The organism is Micromonospora sp. WMMD1102, assembly GCF_029626265.1.
In the GTDB taxonomy this organism is placed as follows: Bacteria; Actinomycetota; Actinomycetes; order Mycobacteriales; family Micromonosporaceae; genus Plantactinospora.
Map to the genome: position 1 here is coordinate 1,116,963 of NZ_JARUBN010000001.1, position 12,209 is coordinate 1,129,171.

The 12,209-nt window shown below is 71.3% G+C and carries 9 protein-coding genes; 5 read left to right on the top strand and 4 right to left on the bottom strand.

Annotated elements, in window-relative coordinates:
* Positions 1–14 precede the first annotated feature (14 nt).
* Positions 15–698, top strand: a complete 684-nt coding sequence (locus O7626_RS05095) for a TetR/AcrR family transcriptional regulator (RefSeq protein ID WP_278059736.1) — start codon at positions 15–17, stop codon at positions 696–698.
* Positions 699–912: 214 nt separating this feature from the next.
* Here O7626_RS05095 and O7626_RS05100 read toward each other — a convergent pair whose 3' ends face one another.
* Positions 913–1,884 carry a glycosyl hydrolase family 32 gene (locus O7626_RS05100; protein ID WP_278059739.1) on the bottom strand — a complete coding sequence of 324 codons (972 nt, stop codon included), beginning with the start codon at positions 1,882–1,884 and terminating at the stop codon, positions 913–915.
* Between the two features lie 27 nt (positions 1,885–1,911).
* Complete coding sequence (locus O7626_RS05105; protein WP_278059740.1) at positions 1,912–2,937, bottom strand: LacI family DNA-binding transcriptional regulator; 1,026 nt, start codon at positions 2,935–2,937, stop codon at positions 1,912–1,914.
* Between the two features lie 481 nt (positions 2,938–3,418).
* Between O7626_RS05105 and O7626_RS05110 the strand changes: the two genes are divergently transcribed.
* The 3 genes from O7626_RS05110 to O7626_RS05120 are packed head-to-tail and all read left to right on the top strand — an operon-like array spanning position 3,419 to position 6,563.
* Positions 3,419–4,783, top strand: a complete 1,365-nt coding sequence (locus O7626_RS05110) for an extracellular solute-binding protein (protein ID WP_278059742.1) — start codon at positions 3,419–3,421, stop codon at positions 4,781–4,783.
* Complete coding sequence (locus O7626_RS05115; RefSeq protein ID WP_278059743.1) at positions 4,780–5,742, top strand: sugar ABC transporter permease; 963 nt, start codon at positions 4,780–4,782, stop codon at positions 5,740–5,742. Before O7626_RS05110 ends, O7626_RS05115 begins: the two co-directional genes overlap by 4 nt.
* Positions 5,739–6,563 carry a carbohydrate ABC transporter permease gene (locus tag O7626_RS05120; protein WP_278059745.1) on the top strand — a complete coding sequence of 275 codons (825 nt, stop codon included), beginning with the start codon at positions 5,739–5,741 and terminating at the stop codon, positions 6,561–6,563. The genes O7626_RS05115 and O7626_RS05120 overlap by 4 nt, the downstream gene beginning before the upstream one ends.
* An 89-nt stretch (positions 6,564–6,652) precedes the next feature.
* Here O7626_RS05120 and O7626_RS05125 read toward each other — a convergent pair whose 3' ends face one another.
* Complete coding sequence (locus tag O7626_RS05125; RefSeq protein WP_278059747.1) at positions 6,653–7,975, bottom strand: hypothetical protein; 1,323 nt, start codon at positions 7,973–7,975, stop codon at positions 6,653–6,655.
* Between the two features lie 425 nt (positions 7,976–8,400).
* Positions 8,401–9,441 (bottom strand): LacI family DNA-binding transcriptional regulator, encoded by a 1,041-nt coding sequence (locus O7626_RS05130; protein ID WP_278059749.1) that lies wholly within the window; start codon positions 9,439–9,441, stop codon positions 8,401–8,403.
* An 866-nt stretch (positions 9,442–10,307) separates the two neighbouring features.
* Between O7626_RS05130 and O7626_RS05135 the strand changes: the two genes are divergently transcribed.
* On the top strand, positions 10,308–12,026 hold the full coding sequence (locus tag O7626_RS05135) for a family 43 glycosylhydrolase (protein WP_278066058.1): 1,719 nt from the start codon (positions 10,308–10,310) through the stop codon (positions 12,024–12,026).
* Positions 12,027–12,209: the final 183 nt, after the last annotated feature.

Below are 12,209 nucleotides of genomic sequence, written 5' to 3' on the forward strand. Positions count from 1 at the left end.
GGCACACTGCTCTGATGAGTGCCCCAGGAGTGCGTGCCCGGATCCGGGCAGAGCTCACCGAAGAGATCAAGTCGGTGGCACACCGCCACCTGGCCACCGACGGGGCCAACCTGTCCCTGCGGGCGGTCGCCCGCGACCTGGGCATGGCTCCGTCGGCCGTCTACCGCTACTTCGCCAGCCGTGACGACCTGCTCACCGCCCTGATCATCGACGCGTACAACGCGGTCGGCGACGCCGCCGAGCGCGCGCTGCCCGACGCGCCGGACCCGCTGGAACGCTGGCTGGCGGTCAGCTCGGCGGTCCGCGCCTGGGCGTTGGCCGAGCCGCACCGGTGGGCACTCATCTACGGCAGCCCGGTGCCCGGCTACCGCGCCCCGGAGGACACCATCGGGCCGGGCGCCCGGGTGCTGCTGCTCATCGGGCGGATCCTGCTGGCGGCCCACCACGCGGGGCGGCTGGCGCCCGGCGAGCCGCTCACCGGCCGGTACGCCGACGAACTCGCCCGGGTCACCCACGCGCTCGGTCCGGACACCCCGGTACGCGTGGTGGCCGGCACCCTCATGCTCTTCTTCCAGCTCTGCGGCGCGGTCAGCGGCGAGCTGTTCGGCCAGCTCCACAACTCCGTCGACGAGGACCGGCAGGGCTTCTTCGAGTACCAGATGCGCTCCGCCGCCACCGCCGCCGGACTCACCCGGTGATCCGCACGGTGGCTCGGCCGTCCCGTCCCGGCGAGCGTCGGGACCCCCGGGACCCCGTGTCGTGAATGCCCCGGGCGCGTATGCATGTGGACCCGGGCCCCGTCCCTGTGGACGCGCGAGGCGCCGTCCCCGTGCACGTCCGGACGCCGTCCCTTTCCCCGGCCGGCCAGCGCGGCCGAGTCAGCCGGGTCGGGCTCGGCGGCACCCGCGGTCGCTACCGCAGCGGAACCAGCCAGGTCGGGCTCGGTTCCCCGGCGACCACGCCGGCGACCAGACCGGTCTCGGGGCGGTAGCGGACGGGGATCGGGTCGCTGAGTTCGCCGACGAACTCGCCGTCGACGTGGTCCAGGAAGCCGATCATGGACCAACCGTCGGCGGTGTCGACGAGGCGGGGCGCGTAGAGGTGTGGGTGCGGGAACGGCCGTGCCGAGGCGATGTCCCAGGGACCGTCGACGGTGTGGCCGGCGGCGGCCCAGATCCGGTGCTCGGACCGCTCCTCGGTCGCCGCGACGTTCGTGCAGAACAGCAGCAGGGGCTGGCCGTCGACGACCGCGACCTGGGGGACTTCGAGGTGCCCGAACCCGGCGGGGGCGGACAGCGGCGGCCGGACCGTCCAGTTGACCAGGTCGTCGGAGGTGGCGTGCCCGACCACTCCGCGCTCCTTCGCCGCACCGTGCTTGGCCCGCGCGGTGACGAGCATGTGCCAGCCGGCGCCGGCCGGGTCGGGGAAGACCCAGGGGTCGCGCCAGGCCTGCTCGTACCACACCTCCGGGTCGAGGAGTTCGTACCAGGTGGGGTCGGCCTCCACCAGTGGCTCGGTGCCGTGCCGGTGCCAGCTGACCAGGTCCTCCGAGACGGCCAGGCCGACCCGCTGGACCAGCCCGTTCTCGGCGCGGCCGACCCCGGTGTAGAACATGTACCACCGGCCGTCCGGGCCGCGTACGGTGCTTCCGGTCCAGGTGGCCAGGTCGTCCCAGCCCGGTGAGTCGGCCGGCGCCAGTGCGTCGGCGACCAGCTCCCACGAGCGCAGGTCGGTGGAGACGGCGTGCCCGATGGCGGCGCGCAGGTGGCGGCGGTGCGGGTCGAGCAGGGCGCGGGAGGCGCGCAGGAAGAACGCGTGCCACAGCCCGTCGTCGTCCCGCGCGTACCAGCTGTCCCACACCCAGTGGTCCGGCAGACGTAACATGGCAGGCAAGTTACCAGATAAATCGGTTTAGCTAGAGGGTGCGGCGATGGACCTGCGTCGGCGCAGCGTCATGGGCACCAGGGTCGGCCCACTGCTGCCGCCGTCGAGCAGGATCTCCACGGCGTGCCGGCCCATCTGTTCGTGCGGCAGGGCGGCGGTGGACAGGCCGGGGCGCAGCCAGGCGGCGATGGGGTCGTCGTCGAAGGAGACCACCGAGATGTCGCTGGGTACGGCCAGCCCGGCCTCGCCGAGGGCCTGGTAGACGCCGAAGGCCAGCCGGTCGTTCATGCAGATGACCGCGGTCGGCCGGTCCGGCCCGCCCAGCAGGCGGCGCATCGCCGCGTAGCCGTGCTCGGGCAGCCAGTCGCCGCAGAACGTCTCGGCGAGCAGGGTGGTGCCGGCCTCCGACAGGGCCTCCCGGATCCCGCGCAGCCGGGCCAACGCGGCGAGCGAGACCTCCGGGTCGCGTTCCTTGAGCCGGTTGCGGCCGATCAGCGCGACCCGGTCGCGGTGGCCGCGCTGGAGCAGGGCGGTGGCGACGGTCCGGCCGGCCCGCTCGTCGTCGGGCAGCACGCAGGGCAGGTCCTCCGCGCCGGTGGCGTTGAGCAGCACCACCGGGCCGTTCAGGATGGCCGGCGGCACGGTCAGCCGCCGGGTCGCCATCGCCGCGTAGACGACGCCGTCGACCTGACGGTCGAGCATCGCCTCGATGGCGTACCGCTCGAACGTCGCGTCGCCCTGCGTCTCGGTGATGAGCAGTACGTGGTCACGCTCGCGGGCCGCGTCCAGCGCGCCCCGGATGAGGCCGCCGGCGAACCGGGTGGTGGCGACGATGTCGGAGACGAACGCGATGGTGGCGGTCTTGCGGGTACGCAGGCTGCGCGCGGCGACGTTGGGTCGGTAGCCGAGTTCCTCCGCGGCCGCGAAGACGCGCTGGTGCGCCTCGGCGGAGAGCCGGGTGCCCTCGCGCCCGTTCAGCACCATCGACGCGGCGGTCTTGGACAGCCCGGCGCGGCGCGCGACGTCGGCCAGAGTTGCTCTGTTGCGGCCCATGAATCCTCCGAATCACCGGCGGTCGGTGCACACCGCCCCGCCAATCATGCTGGGTCGCCGGACGCTGTCCAGTACCGGTCTCGGTCCGGTGCCGGCCCGGTTCGGATCGGGACCGGTTCCGGGGGGTCCGGGCTCGGCCGGTGCCGGCTCGGGCCCGGGTTCGTCAGCCGGCCGGGTGGGCCCGGGTGGGCCGCGGTCGTGTGAAGCAGCCGTTTCCGAGCCGTTGCCAAGCCCCTCCTTGACAGCTCCGTGCGCCGCGCGCATGCTCTGCTAAATCAGTTTAGCGGGACGTTTTGTTTCCACCGGGCGCAGCCACGCCCGGCCGGGAAGAGGCCATGGTCGGTTACCGCGCGCCCAGGTCGGCAACCGGCCCGCGACGCGATCCGGGCGACGCCGGCTGGCCGTCGTGCCGGGTCCGTCCGGACCGGGTACGGCGACCGCCGACCGGCAGGGTGCGCGGAGGAGTCAAGGAGCCGTAGGAGTGTACGGATTGTCGAAGAGATACCCGCGACGCAGGCTGGCGACCGTCTGCGCCTCGCTACTTTCCGCCGTCGCCGTAACCGCTGCCTGTAGTGCACCCGGTGCCGACCCGGCATCGCAGGGCGGCACCGCCGCGCCGGTCAGCACCGCCCTGGGCACCGAGCAGATCACCCTGGAGATGTACGCGGAGACCGGCTTCCCGCTGGCCAAGGCGCTCGCCGACGAGTTCACCAGGCAGCACCCGAACGTGAAGTTCAACGTCCGCGAGGACCAGTTCACGGTGATCGTGGAGAACGCTCCGCGGGTGCTCGCCTCGGACAACGCCCCGGACATCATCCGGCTGCCCACCATGGTCGACCTGGTCAAGGACGGCCTGCTGAAGAACCTCGACCCGTACTTCACCGCCTACGGCTGGGACAGGTTTCCGGCCTCCCAGCTCGTGCAGCTGCGGGTCGCCGAGGGAGGCGGACCGCGCGGCACCGGCTCGCTGTTCGGAATGGGGCTCGGCTACAGCGTCACCGGGGTCTTCTACAACAGGACGCTGGCCGAGCGGGTCGGCATGACCGAGCCGCCGAAGACCATCGCCCAGTTCGAGGAGCTGCTGGCCAAGGCCAAGACCGCCGGCGTGCAGCCGATCATGCAGTTCAACAAGAACACCGCCGGGATCAACTTCCCGCACCAGGCCCTGCAGAACCAGTACGGCGACCCGGCCCAGATCGCCGACTGGATCTTCCAGAAGCCCGGTGCCACCTTCGACACCCCGGCGGCGCTGAAGGCCACCCAGGTGATCCAGCGGTGGGCGCAGGCCGGGTACTTCCCGAAGGACGCGAACGCCCTGGACTACACCACGATGATGGGTGAGTTCCAGAAGGGCAACGGCCTGTTCATGTTCAACGGCGACTGGGAGTCGGGCAACCTCGACAAGTCGATGAGCGGCAAGGTCGGCTTCTTCCTCTTCCCGACCGAGTCCGGCGGCGGCAACCACGTGGCGATGTCCGCGCCCAACACCTTCGGGGTCGGCGCCAAGGCCAAGAACCCGGACGCCGCGGCGTTCTTCCTGAACTGGGCGCACACCAACGCCAAGGCCCGGGAGATCTCGGTGACCGTCGGCGGCTCGCACCCCGGCGGCCCGTCCGAGCTGTCCCTGCCGGCCGCCCCGCAGGGCAGCGTGCTGGCACAGACCCTGGCCGCGTCCCAGCAGCTCGGGGCGGAGAACGGGGCGGTGGACTTCACCGCCAACGCCACCGGCGGCATCTTCGCCGCGGCGATCACCCCGGAGATGCAGAAGCTGGTCGCCGGCCAGCAGACCCCCGAGGGGTACGTACAGGCGGTCCAGGCGGAGTACGCGAAGGAACTGTCCCGATGACGTCTGCCCTCGGCAGCGCTCCGGGCGGGTCGACGGCGAGCCGCTCGCCGAAGAGTCCGTCCCCCGTACTGCCCCACCGACGCCGGTGGGGCCGTACGGCCCGGTGGAGCGGCTGGCTGTACGTGCTGCCGGCCCTGCTCATGTACGCCGTCTTCGTGCTCCGCCCGCTCGCGCTCACCGTCCAGTACTCGCTCTACCAGTGGAACGGGATCGGCGTGGCCCGCTGGGCGGGGCTGGACAACTACCTCACGGTCTTCACCGACAGCGACCTACTGAAGATCATCTCGAACGCGTTCGTCCTGATCGTCTTCTTCAGTTTCATCCCGGTCGGGCTGGGCCTGCTGGTCGCCAGCCTCGTCCGCCGGATCACCACGGGTCCGTTCGGGAACGCCGTCCGCACCATCCTGTTCCTGCCACAGGTGATCCCGCTGGTGGCGGCCGGTATCGCCTGGAGTTGGCTGCTCTCCTCGGGCGGCCTGGTCAACCAGACGCTCCGGGCGGTCGGCCTGGGCGGGCTGGCCCGGGCCTGGCTCGGCGACTTCGACACGGCGCTGCCCTCGGTCGGGGTGATCGGCGCCTGGGTGCTGCTCGGCCTCTGCACGATCCTGCTGGTCACCGGCATGAGCAAGATCGATCCCGCGCTCTACGAGGCGGCCCGGATCGACGGCGCCGGACCGGTACGCGAGTTCTTCGCCGTCACCCTGCCCGGCCTGCGCCGGGAGATCGGGGTGTGTCTGACCGTGACCGTGATCGCGGCGCTGGCCAGCTTCGACATCGTCTACATCTCCACCAGCGGCGGCCCCGGCCTACAGACCACGGTGCCGGGCCTGGAGATCTATCGGCTCGCCTTCTCGCAGCGCCAGGTGGGGCTCGCCTCGGCACTGGCCGTCGTGCTCATGCTGCTGGTGCTGGCCTGCGTGCTGCCGATCCAGCGGCTGACCAGGGAGGAAAAGGGATGAACCTGAGCCGACGCGAGTGGCTGACCGGCCGGCTCTTCCTCGTCGCGCTGGTGCTGGTCACCCTGCTGCCCTTCGTGAGCATGCTGTCGGCGGCGTTGCAGCCCCGCGGCACGGTGCCCACCGGGCTGGCCTGGCCGGCCGATCCGCAGTGGGGGAACTTCGTCGACGCCTTCACCGCGGCGAACATGGCCGCGCTGCTCCGGTCCAGCCTGCTGATCGTGGTCGGCGTGGTGCCGGTCTCGGTGGTCATCGCCACCATGGCCGGCTTCGGGCTCGGCCACCTGCGGGTGCCGGGCGCGAAGTGGGCGTTCGGCCTGTTCCTGCTCGGCCTGACCCTGCCCTTCGAGGCCGTGGTGACCCCGATCTACTACCAGATGCGCGACCTCGGGCTGCTCAACACCCGCTGGGCCATCGTGCTGCCGCTGATCGGCCTCTACATGCCGTTCGCGGTCTTCTGGATGCGGGCGCACTTCGCCAACGTGCCGACCGAGCTCTCCGAGGCGGCCCGGGTGGACGGCAGCACCACCTGGCAGCTGTTCTGGCGGATCCAGGTGCCGCTGGCCCGGCCGGCGATCGCATCGCTGACCATCCTGCTGTTCCTCTGGACCTGGAACCAGTTCCTGCTCGCCATCGTGCTCGTCGACGACGCCACCAAACGCACGATGGCCGGCGCGCTGGGTGCGTTCCAGGGGCAGTGGGGGACCGACCTGGTGCTGCTCTGCGCCGGATCGCTGCTCATCCTCACCCCGACCCTGGTGGTCTTCCTGATCTTCCAGCGCCAGTTCATCAAGGCGCTGCTCCAGGGGTCCGTCAAGGGCTGAGCCGCCGTCGGGGACACCGGCGGCAGCACGACCGTGTGACGCGGCCGCCGGCCGGCACGGACCACCCTGTGCCGGCCGGGCGGACCCGGTCAGGCCGGCGGCTTCGTCCGGCCGAGCAGCCAGCGCAGGATGCCGCTGTCGGAGTACGTCGGGCCGAACGCCGCGTGGTAGTCCGGCAGGGTGAACGCGTCGTCCTGGTACTCGGTGTACCGCAGCAGTGCGGCGACCTGCTCCGGCGTCCTGCCCCGCGCCGCGTACGCCTCGCGGAGCGCGGCGGCGGAGTTGCGGGCCAGCGAGACGTTCAGCAGGTGGTCGTGCACGCCGTGGGTGATCCAGATCGGGATCTCGGCCGCGGCGATCGCGGCGGCCTGCTCGGGGCTGACCTGGAATCCGCCCGTCACCAGACCGGCGGTGAACAGGTCCGGCCGCTTCGCGAACGCCTCCCAGAGCAGCCGCGAACCGTAGGAGACGGTGCTCGCGTACACCCGCCGGGTGTCCACGGCGAAGTCGCGGACGAACTGGTCGAGGAGCTTGACCAGCAGGTCCGCCTCGGCGGCGGGGCCGACCCGCTGGTGCTGCGGCGCCAGCACGATCGCGTCGGTACGGCTGCCCGTCCAGCTCGATCCCAGCCACGCCGTCGCCGGGATGTCGGCGGCAAGCTGCACCCCCAGGTTGTCCCCGTCCCAGCCCATGCCGTGCCCGGGCAGGACCACCACCAGCGGGTACTTCCGGCCCGGCTGGTAGCCCTTCGGCAGGTGGTAGTGGTAGGGCAGCACCATCCCGTCGCTCAGGAACGAGCCGTAGCGGAACTCGTCGACGAGCAGGTTCACCGGCTTCCCGGTGACCCCGAACGACCGGTGCGGCGCGCCCCTGGCCAGCACCGGCCCCTTGCCGTGCCCGTGTCCCGGCCGGCCGTGCACGTCGCCGCGCTGCACCACCCGGGTCGGCAGCTCGGGGTTCACCTTCACGGTGCACAGGAACGTCGGGCACTTGGAGACCACGACCGTCCAACCACCACTGTCGGCCGGGTCCAACTCGACGACGACGTACCTGCCGGGCACCGACCGGCGGTCGGGGCGGGGAGCCGGGGTGCTGTTGGTGTAGGTGTGCGTGACCGTCCGGTCGGCCAGCTTCGCCAGGTCCTCGATCGGGTTGAACCGGAAGTTGTACACCGTGTCCGAGACCCGGAACGTGGTGTTGTCGAGCGTGCGCGGGTTGACCGTCGCGCCGTACTCGACCGCCACCGCGGAGACCTTCTGGCCGTACGTGTAGACGGTGGTGATCGGCGTGACGCTGCGTATCCCGGTCTCCGGGGCTCCCCGGTCGGCCGGGCCGCCGTACGCCGCCGTACCCGCGGCGGCGAGTGTCAGCACGGAGGCGAGCGTGCCGACCACCCCTCTTCGTAGCCTCATCCGGTTCCCTTCCTCGCGGATCGCGGCCCGCCCGGCCGGCGTCCGGTCGATCCTCGGCACCGGCGCCGGAGCCCGCGTGCTGCGGCGGGTCTCTGCGAAGCGAGTCGCTAAATTGATTTAGCGGGAGGATGCTCGGCGCCGGTCGCCATTGTCAAGGGACGACCGGTCTGCCCGGGCCCGAATCGAGGGCCGCGACTTGACACCGGCGACGCGGATGACGAGAGTACCTGCTAACTCGATTTAGCGACGCATCCGTGAGCGGCCCGCAGCTGTTCGGTCCGCCGGTGGACTCTCACCGGGCAGTGCCCCGGCCCCGGTGTGCGGCACCCCCGTCCGCATCCCGGGGCCGGTTCCGGGATGCGGCCGTCGGCACGGGCCCGGCGGTCCGCACCCGCCGGCCGTGACCGTCGCTTCCGGAGCGGTCGCTATCGCGGACCGGGTGCCGCGGTACTGCCGCGCAGCACGAGCGTGGTGTCCAACTCGTACCGGTGCTGCGTCAGGGCCCGGCCCTCGGCGAGGGCCAGGACGAGCCGGGCGGCGGTGGCGCCCATCTCCGCGAACGGCTGGCGCACGGTGGTCAGGCCCGGGGCGAGCCAGCCGGCCTGCTCGACGTCGTCGAAGCCGACCACGCTGAGGTCGTCGGGGATGCGCAGGCCGAGCTGGCGCGCCGCCTCGTAGACGCCCATCGCCTGTAGGTCGTCGCCGCAGAGCACGGCGGTGGGGGCCGCCGGCAGGGTCAACAGCTCCCGGCCGAGGTCCCGGCCCTCCTCGAAGGTGAACTCGCCGTGCCGGAGCAGTCCGTCGTCGAACGGGATGCCGACGTGGTCGAGGGCGGCCCGGATCCCGTCCAACCTGGCCCGTGCGGACAGGTCCCTGGTCGGGCCGGCGAGTACGCCGATCCGGCGGTGCCCGAGGTCGAGCAGGTGCCGGGTGGCGGCGACCGCGCCGCTCCAGTTGTTCGTCCCGACGGCCGGCGTCGGGAAGAGGTCGCCGATCGGGTCGACCGCCACCAGCGGAACACCACTGGCCGCGAGCATCTCGCGGTGCCGGGCGGTGACTCCGGGGAAGACGGTGATGATTCCGGCGGGCTGCCGCAGCAGGAGCGGTTCGACCCACAGCTCCCCGGCCGAGCCGCGTGGGCCCACGTCGGTGAACCCGACGGTGCAGTCGCGGAGCGCCGCGACTCCGGCGACACCGCGCATGATCTCGATCGCGATGGAGCCGAGCATCTGCTGGAACACCACCTCCAGGCCGTGCGCGGTCCTGGCCGGAAACGGCCGGCGGTAGCCGTGGTCGCGCAGCAGCGCCTCCACGCGTTGCCGGGTCTGCTCGCCCACCCCGGCCCGGCCGTTGAGCACCTTGGAGACGGTGGGCGGCGACACGCCTGCCAGCTCGGCGATCGTCGCGATGGGCAGATCTCCACGGCGTCGAGCCGGACGGCGTCTCGGTCGGCCTTCCTCCAGCACGCCCGGAGTCTACGGCGATCGCGAACGGTCCCGGCGGGGCCGAGCGGTCGGGCGGGCGGCGGTGACCTGGGACGACGGCACGAATGTTAGCGGCCACATTTCGTACCGCCTATCCGGTCTGCCGGCCTCGCCCGGTCTGGCCCTCCCGCCGGGCGCCATGGCTGGCGGTCCGGGGGCAGGTCAGCGGGGGTGTGGCAGGTCCGTGACGGATTCGGTGCCGGACCTCGACGCTCGACGGGAGGCCGCCGGCCGTTGGTCACTTTCGCGAAACCTCGCCGACATATCTTGACGGATGTCGGTGACATCGGCCAGAGTCCATGTGAGTGGGGCGGCGGGCAACCGGGATGCCCGGCCGGCCGGCTCGACGGCCGGGAGTCAAGGGTGCAGTTCGGGCGATAATGTGAGCGCTAACATCGCCGGTCGTGACTGCATCTGCGTTGTCGTGTCCGTGTCGGGAGCGCAACGTACCGGCCCATTCATCGAACTAATTAGACAGTCCTACTGGCCCGCCCAGGGGGATATGGAAGCAATGCACCGGTAAGCCCGGGGTTACACGTTGACATGCATCAGACTGTCGCCCTACTTTGACAACGACGTCTATCGATGAATGGCGGGCGGCTTCTTCGGCGTCGTACCACCGACGCCGGTGCGTCGGCAGAGGGAGTTGTGTCATGTCGAGACGGGCATCCGCCGTCGGGTCCGGGGTGACCCACCCCGACCGGCGCGCGGACGTAGCGGCGAACCATCCGTCCGGCCGGGCACGCCGCCGCGTGCCCGGCCACTCATCCCGAGGGGTCGTTGTGGAACAGGTACCCGCATCCCGCACGGTCGACAGGTTCAGCCGGGCCGTCGCCTGGCTCGCCAGTCTGGTCTGCGTCACGGCGCTGGTCGCCGTCGTGCAACAACCGGCCCGCGCGGACAACCCGATCGTGCAGACGATCTACACCGCCGATCCGGCACCGCTGGTCCACCAGGGGCGGGTCTACCTGTACACCGGGCACGACGAGGACGGGTCGACCTACTTCACCATGCGTGACTGGCGGGTGTTCTCGTCCGCCGACATGGTGAACTGGACCGACCACGGTTCGCCGATGAGCCTGGCGACCTTCGCCTGGGCCTCCGCGGACGCCTGGGCCGGGCACACCATCTACCGCAACGGCAAGTTCTACTGGTACGTGCCGGTGAAGAACCGGTCGACCGGGCGGATGGCGATCGGGGTCGGGGTGTCGGAGAGCCCCACCGGCCCGTTCCGGGACGCGTTGGGCCGGCCGCTGGTGGAGAACGGTGAGATCGACCCGGCGGCCTTCATCGACGACAACGGCCAGGCGTACCTGTACTGGGGCAACCCGAACCTGTGGTACGTGCGGCTGAACGCCGACATGATCTCCTTCTCGGGCGGGCCGACGCAGATCCCGTTGACAGCGACGGGCTTCGGCGCCCGGTCCGGCAACACGAGCCGGCCCACCCTCTACGAGGAGGCGCCGTGGGTCTACAAGCGCAACGGCCAGTACTACATGATCTTCGCGGCGGAGTGTTGCAGCGAGTTCATCGCCTACTCCACCGGACCGTCGGCGACCGGGCCGTGGACGTACCGCGGGACGATCATGCCCCGGCAGGGCGGGAGCTTCACCAACCATCCCGGCATCATCGACTTCAACGGCGGCTCGTACTTCTTCTACCACAACGGGGCACTGCCCGGCGGCGGCGGATACACCCGCTCGGTGGCGGTCGAGAAGTTCAGCTACAACGCCGACGGGACCATCCCGACGATGAACATGACGAGCGCCGGCGCACCGCAGATCGGCACCCTCGACCCGTACTCGCGGCAGGAGGCCGAGACGATCGCCTGGAGCAGCGGGGTGGAGACCGAGGTCTCCACCGCGGGCGGCATGAACGTCGCCTTCATCAGCGACGGCGACTACATCAAGGTCAAGGGGGTCGGCTTCGGCGCCGGTGCCGCCACCTTCAACGCGCGGGTCGCCTCCGCTACCAGCGGCGGCCGGATCGAGGTGCGGCTGGGCAGCGCGACCGGGACCGTCGTCGGCACCTGCACCGTCCCCGGCACGGGCGGCTGGCAGACCTGGACCACAGTCAGCTGCCCGGTCAGCAACGTCAGCGGCACCCACGACCTCTTCCTGCGCTTCACCGGCGGCAGCGGCAACCTGTTCAACGTCGACTGGTGGCAGTTCAACGTCCGTGGCACCCCCACCGCGCCGCCGAGCCCGCAGCCGACCGCTACCACGCCGCCGGCACCCACCCCGAGCGCGAGTGCGAGCACGCCGCCGGCCGGCGGCGCGTGCACGGTGGCGTACCGCACCACCAACTCGTGGGCGGGCGGCTTCCAGGCCGAGGTGACGGTGACCGCCGGATCGGCGCCGGTGGACGGCTGGACGGTTCGCTGGACCCTGGGCGCCGGGCAGTCGGTCGGCCAGGTCTGGAACGGTACGGCCAGCACCAGCGGATCCACGGTCACCGTCCGGAACACGTCGTACAACGGTGCTCTCGCGGCGGGCGGCTCGACGACGTTCGGCTTCATCGCCGGTGGTACGCCCTCGGCACCGTCGTTCAGCTGCACCAGCCCGTAGCCGAGCCAGCCGTCGAACTGGGAGGGGACCGCGGCACACCGCTGCGGTCCGCCTCCTGTCGACCCATACATCTGATGTTACGAGCTGTAGTCAGGGTGGTGGCCAGTCGGATCGCCCCGCCGATCGTCCGGGAGTTCCTGGGGCTGCAACGATGTCGAAACCTCCTCGAAGGACCTTGGCAAC

Coding starts and splice junctions, on each gene's coding strand:
- O7626_RS05095 (WP_278059736.1), top strand. CDS start 15: ATGAGTGCCCCAGGAGTGCGTGCCCGGATCCGGGCAGAGCTCACCGAA.
- O7626_RS05100 (WP_278059739.1), bottom strand. CDS start 1,884: ATGTTACGTCTGCCGGACCACTGGGTGTGGGACAGCTGGTACGCGCGG.
- O7626_RS05105 (WP_278059740.1), bottom strand. CDS start 2,937: ATGGGCCGCAACAGAGCAACTCTGGCCGACGTCGCGCGCCGCGCCGGG.
- O7626_RS05115 (WP_278059743.1), top strand. CDS start 4,780: ATGACGTCTGCCCTCGGCAGCGCTCCGGGCGGGTCGACGGCGAGCCGC.
- O7626_RS05120 (WP_278059745.1), top strand. CDS start 5,739: ATGAACCTGAGCCGACGCGAGTGGCTGACCGGCCGGCTCTTCCTCGTC.
- O7626_RS05125 (WP_278059747.1), bottom strand. CDS start 7,975: ATGAGGCTACGAAGAGGGGTGGTCGGCACGCTCGCCTCCGTGCTGACA.